At 68.9% G+C, this 17,160-nt stretch carries 17 protein-coding genes; 11 read left to right on the top strand and 6 right to left on the bottom strand.

The window, feature by feature from the left end; translation table 11 throughout:
- Positions 1 to 36 precede the first annotated feature (36 nt).
- Positions 37 to 1,974: a von Willebrand factor type A domain-containing protein gene (locus tag RN901_RS02135; RefSeq protein ID WP_310755370.1), complete on the top strand. Its 1,938-nt coding sequence runs from the start codon at positions 37 to 39 to the stop codon at positions 1,972 to 1,974.
- Between the two features lie 11 nt (positions 1,975 to 1,985).
- Positions 1,986 to 2,726, top strand: coding sequence for a ubiquinone/menaquinone biosynthesis methyltransferase (locus tag RN901_RS02130; RefSeq protein WP_310755368.1), 741 nt, complete (start codon positions 1,986 to 1,988; stop codon positions 2,724 to 2,726).
- Positions 2,727 to 2,747: 21 nt separating this feature from the next.
- Here the strand turns inward: RN901_RS02130 and RN901_RS02125 are convergent, their stop codons facing one another.
- Positions 2,748 to 2,939 carry an AbrB/MazE/SpoVT family DNA-binding domain-containing protein gene (locus RN901_RS02125; RefSeq protein ID WP_310755365.1) on the bottom strand — a complete coding sequence of 64 codons (192 nt, stop codon included), beginning with the start codon at positions 2,937 to 2,939 and terminating at the stop codon, positions 2,748 to 2,750.
- A 118-nt stretch (positions 2,940 to 3,057) separates the two neighbouring features.
- Between RN901_RS02125 and RN901_RS02120 the strand changes: the two genes are divergently transcribed.
- Genes RN901_RS02120 through RN901_RS02100 form a run of 5 tightly spaced genes read left to right on the top strand, consistent with a single transcriptional unit; the run spans position 3,058 to position 8,001 of the window.
- Complete coding sequence (locus RN901_RS02120; RefSeq protein WP_310755361.1) at positions 3,058 to 4,035, top strand: ATP-binding cassette domain-containing protein; 978 nt, start codon at positions 3,058 to 3,060, stop codon at positions 4,033 to 4,035.
- On the top strand, positions 4,032 to 5,387 hold the full coding sequence (locus RN901_RS02115; RefSeq protein ID WP_310755358.1) for an ABC transporter permease: 1,356 nt from the start codon (positions 4,032 to 4,034) through the stop codon (positions 5,385 to 5,387). Before RN901_RS02120 ends, RN901_RS02115 begins: the two co-directional genes overlap by 4 nt.
- On the top strand, positions 5,369 to 6,196 hold the full coding sequence (locus RN901_RS02110; RefSeq protein WP_310755355.1) for a substrate-binding domain-containing protein: 828 nt from the start codon (positions 5,369 to 5,371) through the stop codon (positions 6,194 to 6,196). Before RN901_RS02115 ends, RN901_RS02110 begins: the two co-directional genes overlap by 19 nt.
- A 9-nt stretch (positions 6,197 to 6,205) precedes the next feature.
- Complete coding sequence (locus RN901_RS02105; protein WP_310755352.1) at positions 6,206 to 6,904, top strand: ABC transporter permease; 699 nt, start codon at positions 6,206 to 6,208, stop codon at positions 6,902 to 6,904.
- Positions 6,901 to 8,001, top strand: coding sequence for an ABC transporter ATP-binding protein (locus RN901_RS02100; RefSeq protein WP_310755349.1), 1,101 nt, complete (start codon positions 6,901 to 6,903; stop codon positions 7,999 to 8,001). Before RN901_RS02105 ends, RN901_RS02100 begins: the two co-directional genes overlap by 4 nt.
- Here RN901_RS02100 and RN901_RS02095 read toward each other — a convergent pair.
- Positions 7,998 to 9,059: a TonB-dependent receptor gene (locus tag RN901_RS02095; protein ID WP_310755346.1), complete on the bottom strand. Its 1,062-nt coding sequence runs from the start codon at positions 9,057 to 9,059 to the stop codon at positions 7,998 to 8,000. The genes RN901_RS02100 and RN901_RS02095 overlap by 4 nt on opposite strands.
- Before the next feature lie 324 nt (positions 9,060 to 9,383).
- Here RN901_RS02095 and RN901_RS02090 point away from each other — a divergent pair, with 324 nt between their 5' ends.
- The gene (locus RN901_RS02090) at positions 9,384 to 9,836 is read left to right on the top strand and encodes a hypothetical protein (protein ID WP_310755342.1); all 453 of its coding nucleotides are present in this window, start codon (positions 9,384 to 9,386) and stop codon (positions 9,834 to 9,836) included.
- A gap of 20 nt (positions 9,837 to 9,856) precedes the next feature.
- On the opposite strand, the gene RN901_RS02085 is transcribed toward RN901_RS02090, so the two are convergent.
- Both RN901_RS02085 and RN901_RS02080 read right to left on the bottom strand, forming a co-directional pair.
- Positions 9,857 to 10,126 (bottom strand): hypothetical protein, encoded by a 270-nt coding sequence (locus tag RN901_RS02085; RefSeq protein ID WP_310755340.1) that lies wholly within the window; start codon positions 10,124 to 10,126, stop codon positions 9,857 to 9,859.
- Positions 10,123 to 10,413 carry a hypothetical protein gene (locus RN901_RS02080; protein ID WP_310755337.1) on the bottom strand — a complete coding sequence of 97 codons (291 nt, stop codon included), beginning with the start codon at positions 10,411 to 10,413 and terminating at the stop codon, positions 10,123 to 10,125. The genes RN901_RS02085 and RN901_RS02080 overlap by 4 nt, the downstream gene beginning before the upstream one ends.
- Positions 10,414 to 10,551: 138 nt before the next feature.
- Here RN901_RS02080 and RN901_RS02075 point away from each other — a divergent pair, with 138 nt between their 5' ends.
- From RN901_RS02075 to RN901_RS02065, 3 genes are all read left to right on the top strand, one after another.
- A complete protein-coding gene (locus tag RN901_RS02075; protein ID WP_310755334.1) occupies positions 10,552 to 11,733 on the top strand; it encodes a serine hydrolase domain-containing protein in 1,182 nt (393 codons plus the stop codon).
- On the top strand, positions 11,730 to 12,761 hold the full coding sequence (locus RN901_RS02070) for a carboxypeptidase regulatory-like domain-containing protein (RefSeq protein ID WP_310755331.1): 1,032 nt from the start codon (positions 11,730 to 11,732) through the stop codon (positions 12,759 to 12,761). Before RN901_RS02075 ends, RN901_RS02070 begins: the two co-directional genes overlap by 4 nt.
- An 88-nt stretch (positions 12,762 to 12,849) precedes the next feature.
- Positions 12,850 to 14,223: an MATE family efflux transporter gene (locus RN901_RS02065; protein WP_310755328.1), complete on the top strand. Its 1,374-nt coding sequence runs from the start codon at positions 12,850 to 12,852 to the stop codon at positions 14,221 to 14,223.
- 4 nt (positions 14,224 to 14,227) lie between these two features.
- Here RN901_RS02065 and RN901_RS02060 read toward each other — a convergent pair whose 3' ends face one another.
- Both RN901_RS02060 and RN901_RS02055 read right to left on the bottom strand, forming a co-directional pair.
- Positions 14,228 to 15,634, bottom strand: coding sequence for a carboxypeptidase regulatory-like domain-containing protein (locus tag RN901_RS02060; protein ID WP_310755325.1), 1,407 nt, complete (start codon positions 15,632 to 15,634; stop codon positions 14,228 to 14,230).
- 193 nt (positions 15,635 to 15,827) lie between these two features.
- On the bottom strand, positions 15,828 to 17,156 hold the full coding sequence (locus RN901_RS02055) for a TonB family protein (RefSeq protein WP_310755323.1): 1,329 nt from the start codon (positions 17,154 to 17,156) through the stop codon (positions 15,828 to 15,830).
- Positions 17,157 to 17,160 lie beyond the last annotated feature (4 nt).

The raw sequence follows: 17,160 nt of genomic DNA, 5'->3' as shown, positions 1-17,160 counted from the left end.
GGCGTTCCTCGGCTCACGGAAGGAGACGAGGCGACCATGAACGTTCACCGAATTCCAGTCCGGATCGGCACCCTGCTCGCGCTGATCTTCGCAATCGCGGGCCCGGCCCGATCGTACGCCCAGTCCGAGACCCGGCCGGAGACGGGTACCGTGCAGGGGACGGTGCTCGACGCGACGGCCAATGTCGGGGTCGCGGGAGCGCAGGTCTTCGTGGCGGGGACGGTGATCGGCACGCTGACCGACGCGGAGGGCGGGTATTCCCTTTCCGGCGTGCCGACTGGGGAGCAGGTCGTCACGGTCCGGTTGATCGGCTACCGGGAGAGCAGCAAGACCGTCAGCGTGACAGCGGGCCGGACGCTCACGCTGGACTTCACGGTCGAGCAGACGGCGTTGCGACTGCAGGACCTCACCGCCACGGGCGTGGCCGGCGAGACCCCGCAGGACAGGCACCCGTACGCGGTCGAGCGCACCGCGCGCGGCCTTGCCACCACTTCGGCCATGCGCGCGTATCCAGGCTACAACACGGAGTCGTACGCCCGGATCGTGGAGAACGACTTCCGCAGCGTCGGCGAGTCGCCTCTCTCCACCTTCTCCATCGACGTGGACCGCGCGTCGTACGCCAACGTCCGGCGCTTCATCCAGGCGGGGGAGCGGCCGCCCGTCGACGCGGTCCGGATCGAGGAGATGATCAACTACTTCCCGTACGAGTGGGATGGCGCGGCGGGGGACCACCCCTTCCAGGTCGTCACCGAGGTGTGGGATGCGCCCTGGAAGCCCGAACACCGGCTCGTTCGCATCGGACTCGAGGCCCCCTCCGTCGACACGGAGAACCTGCCGCCGAGCAACCTGGTCTTCCTGCTCGACGTGTCTGGGTCCATGTCGTCGCCCGACAAGCTCCCGCTGCTGAAGAAGGCCTTCGCGCTACTCACCGAGCAACTGAGACCGCAGGACCGGGTCGCGATCGTCGTCTACGCCGGCGCGGCGGGGCTCGTCCTTCCCCCGACCCCGGGGAACCGGCGCGCCCGCATCCTGTCGGCCGTCGAGCGGCTGGAGGCCGGTGGGAGCACGGCGGGCGGCGCCGGGATCGCACTCGCCTACAAGGTGGCGCGGAAGCACTTCGTCGAGGACGGCAACAACCGCGTCATTCTCGCGACCGACGGGGACTTCAACGTGGGCGCCTCGAGCGACGAGGCGATGGTGCGCCTGATCGAGAGGGAGCGGGAGAGCGGGATCTTCCTCACGGTCCTCGGCTTCGGCACCGGGAACCTGAAGGACTCGAAGATGGAGCAGATCGCGGACCGGGGGAACGGCAACTTCCACTACGTGGACGGCCTCCTCGAAGCCCGGAAGGTGCTCGTGGAGGAGATGGGAGGGACGCTCTTCACGGTCGCGAAGGACGTGAAGCTGCAGGTGGAGTTCAATCCCGCGCGCGCCGCCGCGCACCGGCTCATCGGGTACGAGAACCGGTTGCTCGCCGACGAGGACTTCAACGACGACACAAAGGACGCGGGCGAACTCGGAGCCGGCCACACGGTGACCGCGCTGTACGAGGTCGTGCCCGCGGGTCTTCCGGTCCCGCGTAGCGTGGATCCGCTGCGGTACCAGCCGGCCGCCGAGCCGACGCCCCCCGTCGAAGCGCCCCCGGGCGCGTTCGAGGACGAACTGCTCTACGTGAAGGTCCGGTACAAGGACCCGGACGGCGCCGAGAGCAAACTCCTCGCGCATGCCGTCGCGGACCGCTCACGGTCGCCCTCGCGGGGCTTCCGCTTCGCCGCGGCCGTGGCGGGGTTCGGCATGCTGCTGCGGGACTCGCCCCACGCCGGAGGACTCTCGGCGGATGACGTCATCTCGCTGGCGGAGGGAGGACGGGGCGACGATCCCCGGGGCTACCGCGGAGAGTTCATCCGGCTCGTGGAGACCGTGCGCGACCTGGATCTGCTCGGAACGGCAGCGGAGGACGGCGACCAGCGTTAACGTGGCGCACCTTGAAGCTCAATCGACGCATCTCCGGCCAGATCGAACGGCCGGCGGACAAGCGACGCTACGTCCGCCGGCTGTTCGCGGGCGTGGCCGGCCGCTACGACCTCACCAACGATGTCATGTCGCTGGGTCTCCACCGCCGCTGGAAGCGCCGGCTGCTCGCGCGGGCCGACCTGCGCCCGGACCACCGCATCCTCGATCTCGCGGCCGGCACCGGAGACCTCGCCCGCGGAGCCCTGGGCCAAGCCACGCGCGAGGCGTTCGAGATCCACGTCGTCGCCGCGGATCTCACGCCCGAGATGATGCGGGTGGGACGCGGACGACCGGGCCCCGCCCTCGCCGGCTGGATCGGGGCCGATGCGCTTCGTCTGCCCTTCCCCGATGGCGCGTTCGACCGCGTCGTCGTCGGCTACGGTCTGAGGAACTTCGCCGGCCTGGACGCCGCGCTGGCCGAGAGCTTCCGCTGCCTGCGCCCCGGCGGGCGGCTGATCTCGCTCGATTTCGGCCACCCGCGCTCCGCGGCGCTGCGCCGCATCTACCTCGGGTACCTCGACGTCTCGACCCGTGTCGCGGGCTGGGCGCTCCACCGCGATCAGGAGTCCTACGTGTACATCCCCGAGTCGCTCAGGAGGTTTCCGGATCAGCGGGAGATGGTCCGCCGGATGGAAACCGCCGGGTTCGTGGAGTGCGGCTACGAAGACCTGCTGATGGGCACGATGGCCATCAACTACGGAGACCGCCGCTAGCGTCGCGGCTGGAGACTCGGGCTAGATGTTCGGGCTGGATTCCGTCTTCCAGACGGTGAACTGGCGCTGGCCGGATTCGCTTTCCTCGAGGCGAACTTTCAATGCATCGCCATCGGCCAGTCGCATATGGTCGCGCATCTCCAAAGGAATCGTGATACGGCCACCGCTTCCCACGGTGATGTCGCGATAGTACATGACGCGGAAGATCGCCATCTAACCTCCCCATGGAGGGTTGGATTCGGCAAAGCGAGGGGAATTCTCAATATGGGGATGCGATGGCCCCTGCGGTAGGCCGGTCCGCCGAAGGTGCGGGGCGGCTGCGTGGCGACGGGTGCGGGCAATCCGTATCATCGGGGCCGTGAATACACCGGCCATTCGCCTCCGGGGCGTCACGAAGCGCTTCGACAAGAAGACGGCGGTCCGCGACCTCGACCTTGAGATCCCCCACGGATCGATTTACGGACTCATCGGCCCGAACGGCGCCGGAAAGACCACGACGCTCCGGATCATCCTCGACATCATCGGACCCGACGCCGGCTCCGTCGACGTCTTCGGTTCCCCCAACGTCGAATCCATGCGCACGCGCATCGGGTACCTCCCGGAGGAGCGCGGCCTGTACCAGAAGATGACCGCCGCGGACCACCTCGCGTTTTTCGGCCAGCTGAAGGGGCTGAAGCGGAAGGAGGCGCTCGCGCGGGCCCGGGCCGGGCTGGATGCGGTGGGTCTCGGCGACCGGGCGGATGACAAGGTGGAGACCTTCTCGAAGGGGATGGCCCAGAAGGCCCAGTTCCTCGGGGTCATCCTTCACGAACCCGATCTGCTGGTGCTCGACGAGCCCTTCAGCGGCCTCGACCCGCTGAACGTCGAACTGTTCAAGCAACTCCTGCAGCAACGACAGCAGGCCGGAGCCACGATTCTGCTCTCGACGCACCTCATCGAGGACGCCGAGCGCCTCTGCGAGCGCGTGTGCATGATCGCGGGAGCAACGAAGGTGCTCGATGGCCGGATCCGTGACATCAAGGCCGCGGCGGGGCGGCGCGACATCGCGCTCTCCTTCGAGGGGAATCCCACGTTCCTCGATGCGCCGGATCTCATCGAGGACATCTCGGCGCACGGCACGTACGTGGAGGTCCGCATGCCGGAGGGGGCGGATCCCCAGGCGCTGCTGCGGCGGGCGGTGGACAGCGGCGCCTTGATCTCGCGCTTCGAACTCATCGAACCTTCGCTTCGCCAGATCTTCATCGAGAAGGCGACGGAGGCCGGACTCTCGCACGAGGACGAGAGCGAGGACGACGAGGCGGCGGCATGAATCCGTTCACGCCCAGGGTCGCGGCCGTGATCCGCCGGGAGTTCGTGCTGCGCGTGAAGTCCAAGTGGTTCCTCCTCTCCACGCTGGGCCTCCCGGTGCTGATCGTCGGACTCGGCGGCCTCGCCGGCTTCCTCGCCGTGAGCAGCGCGACGGATGCGGGCGAGGAGCGCAGGGTCATCGGGGTCGCCGACCCGGCCGGGCTCATCGGAGACCTCCTCGTCGAGGAGTTTCTCGCGGACTCGCTCGACGCCGTGCGGGCCGCGGACATGGAGGAGCTTTCGGTCGACGAGGCGCGGACGCGGCTCTCCGATTCCTCGTACGACATGCTGCTGATGATCCCGAGGGGCGCAGGCCGGCGCTCCGCGGAGATGCCGGCGGAGGCGCCGGACGCGGAAGAGACGGCGGAAGAGGCGGAGGAAGAGTCCGGGGGGGACGACGGGCGGACGACGCTGCTCGCGCGGGGCAGCGTTCCTTCCGTCATCGAGGGCTCGGTCCGGGGCGCCCTCCAGCGGGCATCGGTGCGGGCGCGTCTGCGCTCGATCGGCGTGCAGAGCATCGATCCCGGCGCGCTGCTCCAGCGGACCTCGTTCGACGTCATCAACGTCACGGAGTCCGGCGAAGCGCGGTCCCAGGATATCTACCGGGCGCTCAGCTTCGGCATCGCGTTCTTCTTCTACTTCATCCTGCTCATCTACGGACAGATGATCGTGCGGGCGATCCTCGAGGAGAAGCAGTCCGACATCGTCGAGATCATGGTCTCCTCGCTGCGCCCCTGGGAACTGATGCTGGGCAAGATCGTGGGCGTCGGGGCGGTGGGCATCGCGCAGATGGCCGTCTGGGCGCTGATCTTCGCGCTCGCGGCGGTGTACGGCCTCACCGCCGGCGCCTCCACGCTGGCGGAGGCGGGGATCGACCTCGCGAGCATCCCGGTCCCGTGGGGCACGCTCGTGCTGATGTTCTTCTTTCTCATCTTCGGCTACCTGCTCTACGCGGGCATGTTCGCCGGCGCCGGCGCGACGATCAGCAACGAGCACGACGCCCAGCAGGTCATGCTCCCGATCACGCTGCTGATCATCCTTCCCTTCATCGCGACGCAGGGCGTGATCCAGAGCCCGAACGCCGGTTGGGGCGTCATCCTCTCCCTCGTGCCGTTCTTCAGTCCGCTGGTGATGCCGGCGCGGCTGTTCGCCACCTCGGTCCCGGTGTGGCAGTGGCTCGCGTCGCTGGTTCTGCTGGGGGTCTTCGTCCTCGGGGCGGCGTGGGTCGCGGGCCGCATCTTCCGGGTCGGGATTCTGATGAAGGGCCAGCGCGCCAACCTGCCGCAGGTGCTGCGGTGGATACGCCACGGCTGAACTTCGCCCTCCTTCTTGCCCTCGGCGGCGGAGTGTGCGCCGGGGCGTGCGGAACCGACGCGGACACGTTCGTGCTCGGTGCCACGACCTCCACCTACGATTCGGGTCTGCTCGAACACCTGATCGCCCGCTTCAACGAAGACCAGCCCGGGCTCCGGGTGCGCACGGTCATCGCGGGGAGCGGCGAAGCGCTGGAACTCGGTCGCACGGGAGACGTGGACCTCCTGCTCGTGCACGCGCCCGAAGCCGAGGCCCGTTTCGTCGAGGCGGGCCACGCGCCGCGGCGGAGTCCCGTCCTCGTCAACGGATACGTGATCGCGGGGCCACCGTCGGATCCCGCGCGGATTCGCGGATCCGCGTCCCCGTCCGAGGCGTTCGCGACGCTCGCGGAGGGGGAGCACGGCTTCGTCTCGCGCGGCGACAGCTCGGGCACGCACTACCGCGAGATCGCCTTCTGGCGCGAGGCGGGCGTGGCGGCCGGCGGCGCATGGTATGTGGAGTCCGGGCAGGGTCAGGCCACGACGCTGCACGTGGCCAGCGAACGCGGCGCGTACGTCCTCACGGATGGCGCGACGCTCGCGATGCTGTCGCCGGTGCTCGACCTCGACGCGCTCGTCGAGGACCACGCATCGCTGCGCAACGTCTATTCGTTGCTGGCGCCGCGCGCGGCGGTCCGGCCGGAACGCGCCGCGGTCTTCGCGGACTGGCTGCGCTCCGCGAACGGACGCCGCGCCATCGGGGAATTCCGGGTGCGCGGCGGCGGCGAGGCCCTCTTCGCCCCGTGGCCCGGCGACGATCCCGCAAACTAGATTCGGCCCGTGGATCCGCTGCTCGAGGCTCTCCGGCTCATCACGTCGGGTGACCTGTACGTCTGGAACGTCATCCTCCGCTCGCTGCAGATCAGCGGATCGGCGCTCCTCCTGGCCATGGTCATCGGACTTCCCATCGGGATCGCGGTCGGGCTGACGCGATTCCGGCTTCGCCTTCCCCTGGTCGCGGTGATCAACGCGGGTCTCGCGTTTCCTCCCGTCGTCGTCGGCCTCGGCGTCTTCCTCGTTCTGTCGCGGGCGGGTCCGCTGGGCGACCTGCAACTGCTCTACACGCCGGCCGCCATGATCGGCGCCCAGGCGATTCTGGCTGGCCCGTACATCGCCGCGGTGAGCCTCGCGGCGGTGGAGAACATCCCCCGGGACATCTCCCTTCAGGCGCGGGCGCTCGGCGCGAGCCGGCGGCAGGCGATCATCCTGCAGTTGAGGGAGGTGCGGACGTCGCTCGTGGCGGCGGTGGCGGCGGGGTTCGGGGCCATCATCAGCGAGGTGGGCGCGGTGATGATGGTGGGCGGCAACATCCTCGGAGAAACCCGCGTGATGACGACAGCGATCGTGCTGGAGACGCGGCGTGGCAACTTCGACGTCGCGATCGCCATGGGGATCGTCCTCATGCTCATCGCGCTCTGCGTGAACGCGGTGCTCCTCCTGATCGGCCGGCGCACGATCCGCCGCGGCCAGGTCGCGTGAACGCCGCGACCGGCCCGCTTCTCGGGGGCGTCGGCCTGCGCCGCGTCTATGGCGGAAGGACGGCCGTCGAGGTGGACCGCATCGAACTGCGCGAGGGTGAGATGCTCGCGGTGTTCGGGCCGAACGGCGCCGGGAAGTCCACGCTGCTGCGCCTTCTCGCCATGCTGGAGAAGCCCGACGCCGGAGAGGTCACGTTCCGCGGCGGGTCGGGACGGCCAGCCGAGCGGGCGCTCCGGGCCGCGTCCGCGGTCGTGTTTCAACGCCCTCACTTCTGGAGCGACTCCGTCGAGTACAACGTCGGGCTGGGCCTGTCCCTGCGCGGCGTGCCCCGCCCCGAGTCTCGCGCCCGCTCGCGCGCCGTGTGCGAGCAACTCGCGATCTCGCACCTGCTGGGAGCCCCGATATCGCAACTGTCGGGAGGTGAGGCGCAGCGCGTGGCGCTCGCGCGCGCGCTGGTCCTCGACCCGGAGATCCTCTTTCTCGATGAGCCGACGGCGAATCTCGACACCGACGCCCGCCTCGATCTCCGTCACGACCTGGAACTCGTCGCCCGGGAGCGGGCGACGAGCGTCTTTCTCATCACCCACGACCGGGGCGAGGCCTTCCACCTCGCGGATCGGGTCGCGGTGATCCGGGACGGGAAGCTGGTCCAGACGGGTACGCCGAAGGAGATCTACGAGAATCCCGCGGACGTCTACACGGCGCGCGTCACGGGGGCGGAGTTCACGATCTCCGGCGCCGTGACGCGGGCGCACGAGCGCATGGTCACGGTCGACATCGGGGGCGCCTTACTCGTGGCCCTGGGCGAGGCGGCCCCGGGCACGCCGGTGAAGATCGCCTATCGGCCGGAAGATCTCGTCCTCGGACCCCCCGATGTCCCCCCGGCGGACCTGAGCACGCGCAACCTGATCGTGGCGACCGTGGAGGAGCGGCGCGACATGGGCGGGCTCGTGCGGCTGCGGCTCCGCGGCCCCGTCGAACTCGTCGCCCTCGTCACGCTCGACGCCGCGCAGGAACTCGGGGTCGACCCCGGAGTGCGCGTCGCGGTGCGCGCGAAGGCCACGGCGCTGCATGCGTTCGCGGCGGCCCCGTCCTAGGGCGAACGCCGCCTCATCGCCGGGCCCGTCCAGATGACGATGGCCCCGCAGCGCCCAACAGCTCCGCCGAACTCGGCCGGCAACTCGCTCGGGCCCCGATAGACCTCGATCCCGGCGACTTCGCCCGGCGAGACGAAGTTGTCGATCGAGTCGCTGAAGCCGCCGCCGTCGCGGATCACCCGGACGCCGTCCAGGTAGATGTTCGCGTTCATGCACCCGTACTCGGCGCGACTGCTCAGACTGGGCACGCCCCGCGTCATGCGGATGACGCAGTTGTTGTTCGCGCCTCCGGTGCACTCCGTACGTATGCCCGGAATCCGTCCCAGGTAGTGCGTCACGCGGATCGCCCCGGCGTCCTGGATGTCGTCCCGCGTAAGGAATATTCCGGCGCCGATGGCTTCGCCCAGTTCACGCCGGTCGTAGAATCCCTGCAACTCCAGTCGCTTCTCTCGCAACGCCGTGACGACGATCGGCGCGAGTTCGATCGGGTCCACGCTGAGTTCGAAATCCACCTGCACGGTCCGGTCGCTCGGCAGATACACCAACTGGTCCAGGGGATCGAAGGTGAGGTGATCGACGGTCACGCGGTACGTTCCAGGATCGAGGTCCGAGAACATGAAGCGGCCGCTGCCATCGGTCATGCGCTGCCGGTCCTCCGCCAATAGCGTATCCGAGAGGACGACGTTCGCCGCTTCGACCGGCCGGCCGGAACCGCGATCCACCACCCGACCCACGATTCGGCCGGGCACCGTAAGCAGGCGGGCGAGCGCCCCTTCCTCCACTCCCACGAGAATGTCCCACCCGGCGGGGGGACCCGGTGCGATGCTCACCTGGACCGGCTCCGTGCGGAAGGAGGGGAACCTCGCGCTCACCGTGAGATCCTCCATCGGCGGAAGGCCGCAGAGGAGGTATACGCCGTTGTCGTCCGCCTCCACGGAGACCGTGCGCCGCGGTCCATCGTCTTCGATCCAGGTCGCTGAGACCGTGGCCCCCGGGATGAGGACGCCTTGAAGCGTATCGCGGACGATGCCGGCGAGACCGGTGAGGGACGGATCCATGTCCGCCGGACACGTCACGATGCTGCGGGAAGGGGTGAGGGGCGGGCCTTGAGCGACCAGCCGGGACCCGGTCGACGTCAGGATCGCGGCTGCGGCCAGAACGCAGGACGTGGCCCGGCAAACAGCCTTTCTCCGAGCCTGCGTCTCCGAACGATCCTCGTGCCGTGTTCGCATCCCGCGGTCTCCGCCACTACGTCGCCAAGCCACGCATCGAAGGTAACGCAAGCGCGTATCGCGCACACGACGCGCGGCGGGCCGCGGTATTGCGAGAGACTCCCGCGCGCTGTCACTCTTTCGAGGGTTCTTCGGCTGCGGAGTCTCATCTTGCGAATCGCGGGAAACAGACAGGCGCGCCACGCGATCGGCGTCGTTTGTATCCTCCTCGGATTGTCCGGCTGCCTGGATCTGGGGGTCGGGGTCTCTCCGACCGTGGGGAACATGCTCACGTCCGTGGTCAGCGAGGGATCCGCCCTGCCTGAGTTCGCGCGCGCCGCCGGGGGGCCCGGATCCATGCGAGTGTCGGGCCAGATCGTGGGCCGGCTGCGGTGCGACTACCTGTCGCCGGACCTGCGGGCGGTCGACGGAGGACTGGAACTGGCCATCACGATCGTGTCGGGCCGACAGGGCTGCAACAGTCTGACCCCCTCGACCCTGTCCTACGTGGCGAACATCTACAACGTAGAGCCCGGATCCTGGTCGATTCTGGTGGAGCATCGCTACGAGGGCGTGGACGGAAACGCCGGTGAACGGCTATACGATGTCGTCACCGTGAAGTAGCGAGGCTCGCCGGCCGAGCGTCACTCCAGAGGCGTGGAGCGGGAGTGGAGTCCCAGAAGGTCCGCGTCGCTCATGTCGGCCAGAGCGCGCGTCGCCTCGGCCACGCTGCGGCTCTCGTGCGACAGCCAGCGCGGTGGTGCGAAGGGGTCCTCGAGGCACACGAAGTAGATGCGGGCCGCGTGCGGCGTATTCGGCTGGCCGCCCGAGACGTAGGCTTCCCAGCGGACCATTCCCCCGTCGAGGAACGTGCGGGAGAGCGCCTTCTTCGGATCCACCCTCGCGCCGCTCATACCTTCACCGAGCGCGCGAGCAGTTCGCGGAGCCCCGCCTCGTTCATCTCGGCCACGGCCTGCTTCGGCACCTTGGAGATGCCCGGCGGCGCCTGGTTGTAGCGCTGGGGAATGGTGATGTCGTCCTGGTTCCGGAACATCACGAGCAGCCGGGGCGACTGTTGCGTGGTGCCCGAGAAGATCGAGAACTCGGCCTCCCAGGTGGCCCCCGACTCGCTCTTGAACCGGGTTCGGGCGCTGTCCGCGGCCCCGTCCATGCGGAAGATCAGTTTCTTCAGAAGTGACATGCGCGCCACACTAGGCGAGTCGGGCTCGACCCGCCAGCCTCAAGGCTTCCGATGCGGACAAGAAGCTGCGACTTTGCATCCGGATTCGAGCCCGGGGGGCGGTTTTCGGCCGCCCGCCGGCCACGCAAGGAGAACGTCATGCCGGTCCACCGCCCCTCATTCCGCACCTCCGCGGCGCCCCGCCTGTACGCCGCGATAATCGTCTTCCTTCTCACCGGTCTCGCCCTTCCGTCCGCCGCGGCCGGTCAGGACGCGGACGTCATCGATGCGTTCTCGCGGCAGATCGCAGCGGATGTCGAAACCGACGGCATCGGCGGGATCACGGCGGCGGTCTTCAAGGGAGACCAGGTGCTGTGGGCACAGGGGTTCGGCTGGGCGGATCCGGCGAACCGCGTCCCGGCGGGAGTGCGTACGATCTACCGGACCGGATCGATCTCGAAGTCGGTGACGGCGATCCTGATGGCGGACCTGGTAGAGGAGGGGACGGTCGCGCTCGATGACGCCGTCCTGGACCACCTGCCCGAGGCCGCCGGCTTCGGTGACCCGCCGGCCGGCATGACGCCGATTACATTGCGGCAGTTGGCCAGCCACACCGCCGGCCTCATTCGGGAGCCCGAACTCGAAGGCGCCGCGGCGGGGCCGATCGAGGACTGGGGATACAAGATCCTCGCCTCGATCCCCCACACGCGGTTCTACACGATGCCCGGCACCCAATACCAGTACTCGAACATCGGGTACGGCGTGCTCGGCTACGCCCTGCAACGGGCCGCGGGGACGTCCTTCATGGACCTCGTCGAGGACCGCCTGTTCGAGCCGCTGGGGATGCGCTCCTCCGCTTTCATCGTCGGCCCCGACCTGTGGCGGCGGGTCGCCGTGGGCTTCGCGAACGGAGGCGACGGCGCGGTGAACGCCGACTTCCCGGCGCTCGAGCACGAGGGGCGCGGATACAAGGTGCCGAACGGCGGCGTCTACGCGACCGTCGGCGACCTGGCGACGTTCGCGGCCGCGGTCATGGGCATGACGGAACACGAGCTCCTGGAGCCGGCGACGCGGCGGGAGGTCATGACGGTCCAGACGCCCGAGGACCCCGACGCGGGGTACGGACTCGGTTTCTCGATTCGCCCCGTCGCGCTCGAGGGCGGCGACGACGTGCGGTTCGTCGGCCACGGCGGTTCCGTCGCCGGGTACAACATGTACCTCGTCTTCGAACCCGAGAGCGGCTACGGGGTCGCGCTCGGCCGCAACTACAACAGCGGCGCCACCAGTCTCGGCGAGGCCGGGAACGGGCTCCTCAGGGCGCTGCTCGAGGCCGGCCGTTGAACCGTATCGCGCCGCTCCTCGCGCTGGCGGCATTCGCGCTCGCGCCGTCCCCGGCCTCGGGGCAGGAGGAGGAAGAGGAGCGGGTCCTCCGCATCTGCCGGCAGCTCGGACAGGCGGAACTCGAGGTCGGCATCGAGGGCATGATCCGCGACGATGAGAGCCGGGTCCCTCTGCCGGGGGCGACGGTCCTGATCCGCTACGAAGCCGAACGCGGGATGCCGACGCCGGAGGACGTACGGGTCGAAGCGGATGAGCGAGGGCGATACCAGGCCTGCGGCCTCGAGGCATTCCGGGAGATCCGGGTGCGCCCGAACTATCGGTCCCGGCGCGGGAAGGAGCGCAAGGTCGAACTCGACCGGTCGCGGTTCGTCGACCTCGAGGTGGACATGGGCGATGCGGCGTTCGTCGTCCTCTCCGTCGTGGACGCCGCGGACGGGCGACCGGTGGCGGGCGCGCAGATCGACTTTTCCCCGCTACCGGTTTCCGGGGTCACGGATACGCTCGGACGCGTCGCGTTCCGCTCCATCCCGCCGCTCACCTATGGCCTGCGCGTGGCGCACATCGGCTACGCGCCCCTCGAGACCGAGATCAACATCCTCACGGACCAGAACGCGGAATTCCGCATCGAACTCAATACGCGGGCGATCGCGCTCGCGCCGATCGAGGTGAGGGTCACCGGCCGCGACCCGTTTCTGCTCACGTCGGGGTTCTACGAGCGCCGACAGTCCATCGACGAGGGCTACTTCGCGACCTATCCGGAAATCGACCAGTTCATCCACCTCGGGCAGGTGTTTCAGTTCAAGCGGGAACTGTCCATCCGATACCGCCGGAACCAGCTCATCCTCCTCAACGGAAGGCCGGCCAGCCGCCTCGGATTCAATCGGAGAAACCTGGGCGAACTGAAATTCGACACCGTTCGGGGCATCGAAGCGTACCGGTGCAGCGAGGCGCCGCCGGAGATCATGAACCAGGTGCCGAACACCATGCTCCTCACCGACTGCAACCTCGTCGCGATCTGGACGTACTGACTCCCCGACACCTTCCTCCCGACAGGACGATTCCTTGAGCGACACTGGCCGGCCCGAAGGGGAAACTGCGGCTCCCGGCCGTTCCGGAGTGTGGACTACGCTTCGGGCGCTGCTGTGGGGCACGCAGGAAGACTTCACCTCGGGGAGCCTCAACCGCGGGGTCCTTCTCCTCGCCATCCCGATGGTGCTCGAGATGGCGGGAGAGTCGCTCTTCTTCCTCGTGGACATGGCGGTCGTCAGCCGGCTCGGGGCTGGTGCCCTGGCCGCGATCGCCCTCACGGAAGCGATGCTGTCCGTCATCTACTCGATCGCGGTGGGCCTCGCGATGGCGACCACAGCGATGGTCGCGAGACGGACGGGCGAGAAGGACGAGCGCGGCGCCGCGACGGCAGCCGTGCAGGCGATCGTGCTCAGCGTCGGCATCGCGGCGGTCCTCGGCCTCGCCGGGGCGATTCTGGCCCCGTGGCTGCTCCGGATGCTGGGAGGATCCCCGGAAGTCGTCGCCGCGGGGACGACCTACGCCCGCATCCAACTGGGCGGGATGGTCGTCATCATTCTCCTCTTCGTGAACAACGCGATCTACCGGGGCGCAGGCGACCCGTCGATGGCGATGCGGTCGGTGTGGCTGGCCAACGGGATCAACATCGTGCTCGATCCCGTGCTCGTATTCGGCCTCTGGGTCTTCCCCGAACTCGGACTCCCGGGCGCCGCGGTGGCTACGACGACGGGGCGCGGGATCGGGGCCCTGTACCAGTTGTGGCACCTGTCGCGGGGCGAGCGCGTCCGGGTGCGACGGGGCGACCTCCGGGTCCACCTTCCGGTGATCCGGCGGCTCGCGCGCGTGTCGGTCGGCGGCGTGGGGCAGATGCTCGTGACGCAGGTCAGCTACATCATTTCGATCCGGATCCTGTCCGAGTTCGGGACGATCGCCCTCGCGGGCTACACGATGGCCATCCGCGTCGTCATCTTCATCATCCTCCCCGCCTGGGGCCTCGCGAACGCGGCCGCCACGCTCGTGGGCCAGAATCTCGGCGCCAAAAAGCCCGACCGCGCGGAGCGGGCCGTCTACCTCACCGGCTTCTGGAACATGCTGTTCATGGCCGTCGTGACGGTCGTTTTCGTGGCTTTCCCGGGGCCCATTCTCGCGCCCTTCGCCCCAGACCCGGAGACACTCGACGTGGGCGTGCGCGCGCTCCGGATCATCAGCTACGGGTACATCTTCTACGCCTGGGGCATGGTGACGATGCAGGCCTTCAACGGAGCCGGGGACACGGCGACGCCGACCTGGATCAACATCGGCGTGTTCTGGTTCTTCCAGCTTCCCGTCGCGGCGCTCCTTGCCTTCAGCGCCGGGTGGGGCGAGACGGGCGTGTTCTGGTCGTTCGCGATCGCCTACTCGCTGTCCGCTGTCGTCGGCCTCTCGATCTTCCGGCGCGGCCGCTGGAAGCAGAAAGCGGTGTAGCTGGCTACGCGGAACAGCGCGTCCGGCGTGCAACTCCCTTCGACCGGAGACCAATCACGATGCGGACCTGCTGCCCCTCTGCGAGTTCCACCTCCCGAACTCTCGTGTCGAAGCCTCCGCAGAGAGCAGTGATCCTGTAAGTCCCCGGCGACAACCCCTTCATCGAGAATCGGCCGGCTCGATCCGTCGTGGCGCGGACATCCGCGCCGGCCACGGTCACGCTGGCGGCCTCGAGCGGCTGTTCGGTGACCTCGTTCACGACGACGCCGCTGATCGCCCCGGGCGAGGTCACGGTCACGGCGAGCTTTGCCTCGACACCCGCCTCGGCGACGACCACCGTGCCGTCCCCCCGGTGAGGACCGTAGGCGGCCGTCAACTCCAGGGGTTCGTCGGCCGGGACCTCGCACAGCCGGTACCGTCCGAGCGAGTCCGTGCGGACCACCGTCTCCACGCGTTCGAGGCCGCTGGGATCCTGGGGATTCGCGTAAGACGCAAACACATGCGCGGCGGGTAGCCGGACTCGGGTCACTTCGTCTTCCACCAACCCGTTCACGGCCACCTCACCGGGCCGGCCGGCCGGCTCGCACAGCTCGACCTCGATCTGCGGTATCTCAGGCGTCTCCGCCGTCCAGTTGGACCACAGGATGATCGCACCGCAGGTCATGGTGCTGTCGTCCCAGGCAAAAAACGGGACCTTCGCACCGGGCTGGTACAACTCCGCAGCACCAAGGTCGTGCACGGAGAGTTCTTCCAGCAGCGTCGGCAGCGGGGGGACCGGAGAACTGAAAGTCCCGGCGGGATTCAGGGAATACGACCTGCTCGTTCCCGAGCCGTCGGCAGCTCCGACCCGCCTCCGGTCGAGGTATACGGGTATCTTGTCGCACCGCGGCAGAGGCGCGCGCATCTGAAGGGTCGACATGAAGTCGGCCAGACGCACGAAGCCCCGCTTGTTGGCTTCGATCCACTGCGGCTCAAGGAACACGCCCCAGCCCTCCTCCATGCGGTCGTAGAAGCCGGACTCGACGAGGCGGGGCGCGCGCCCTTCCACGCCGACTTCGAGCGGTTCCAGCGGGATCGCCTGCGGTTGCAGGCGTACGTCCAGCCGCGGTGGGGCTTGAGGTCCGATCTCGAGGGGAGTACTGAGGACTTCATAGCCAAGGCGCCGGACGCCGAGCGTGTATTCGCCGGGCGCGACCTGAGCAAAGGTGAACACACCGTCGGGGCCGGTGATCGTTTCGCGAGCCGAACCTCCTGTGTCAGCCAACCGCACTGTCGCGCCGTCGACCGGCTCTCCCGTCCCGTCGTCAACGACGGTTCCAGCGACCTCTACCGCCTCTTGGGCCGCCGTTCCCTCGGGAGCCACGCCCGTGATCGCCGCCATCGCCACGGCGAACAGGGAGGCTCGGACCATCACGGCTATCGGTCCACGCCTGTCCCGCGTCAGGGGTTCTGTCATGTGAACGTCCGCGAGGTTGAATGGCCCCGAACCGGGACCGGGAGAAGTGACCATGGCGCCACCCGTGAGTAGACGCCGCAACCCGCGTTCGCGTCACGTAGCCCGAGGATGGTTGTGCGGCGGGGGGCCCGGCGCCCCCCGCCTTCGGCTAGATCACCTGGAACGTCACCCACTGGGAGATCCAGACGGCGGTCCGCTGATCGCGGTTCCTTGCGGGGCGGAACCGCATCTGTTGGACGACTTCCGCGGCGGCGCGGTCGAGCGCCTCGTTGCCGCTGCTCGTCTTGAGCTCATGGTTGGCCACGGCGCCGGACAGGTCCACATACAGCCACAGCTCGACCCGGCCGCCGATACCCGCATCCTTCAGAGTTCTCGGATAGGCGCTCTGGAGCAGCCGCTGGACCTCGCCCGCGTTCTGAAGAACCGGGGGCGTGTCGAACGCGACGAAGGTCGGCCGGTCGGCCTGCGAGGCTCCCTCGGCCAGGCGGACCAGCGGGTTCGCCTCGATATTGAGACCCCGGCCAGCATCGGCCGCGGGCGCGGGAGCATCCATCGGCGCCTCGGGCTGCGGGACGCCGAGGACGAGGATGATGGCGAGCGCCGCCAGGCCCGAAGCTCCCAGGGTCCTCGGAGTGCGGAGCCGGGCCAGCGGCTCGGTCATGCGGCGCAGCCGCTTTTCCACGGCCGGCTTGCGTTCGGCGAAGGCGGCCGCGGCCAGCAGCGGCGCGGAGACACGGCCTCCCACCGTGATGAGGGCGTCCGCGTAGTCGCGCGGGGACTCGCCGCGCTCCAGCACGCGTCGGTCGCAATCGAACTCGATCGCGAGCCGCAGCCGCGAGAGCTGCCACCACAGGAACACGTTCCACGGCATCAGCACGAGGGCCGCAACCGCCACGGCGAAGAGGCGGTGGTCGCCGGCGCGCTGGTGTTCGCGCTCGTGCAGGAAGACCAGGCGCAGCAGCCTGTCTTCGAGTTCGGGGATCCACCTCGGCATCACGACGACCGAGCGCCGGATTCCGACCACCGCCGGGCCCCGGTCGTCCGCGATCATGACCGGCGATCCGAGGACGCGACCCGGCGTCCACGTCCGCATCTCCGACCGCAGGCGCCGGTACGCCCGCCCGAGGTGGAGGAGCATCCCCACCGCGAGCAACACCCATACGCCACCTGCGAGGGCACTCATCGCGCCGGCGTCGAACCACGCCGTGGGTGCCGCAGCCTCCGCAACGGGCGCGGAGGCCACGACCACCGGCTCGCTCAACCACACGAGCGGAGCCCAGGGCGCCGCACCGATGCCCGGGAGGAGGCCGGGAGCGAGAAACGCCGCGAACGGAAGCGTCACGGAGCCGACGACCGCCGCGAACCAGCCCCAACGCACCGGCTTCCGGAAGTGGCCCAACGCCCGCTCGGTCGCGAAGGCGGCCAGGGCGAGGAATCCCGAAATCAACAGGCAGTATCCGATCCAGGCGATGACCATGTCC

The sequence above is a fragment of the Candidatus Palauibacter soopunensis genome, assembly GCF_947581735.1.
In the GTDB taxonomy this organism is placed as follows: domain Bacteria; phylum Gemmatimonadota; class Gemmatimonadetes; order Palauibacterales; family Palauibacteraceae; genus Palauibacter; species Palauibacter soopunensis.
Note: the sequence above shows the minus strand (reverse complement) of the source record. Positions and strands in the feature narration are given on the sequence as shown.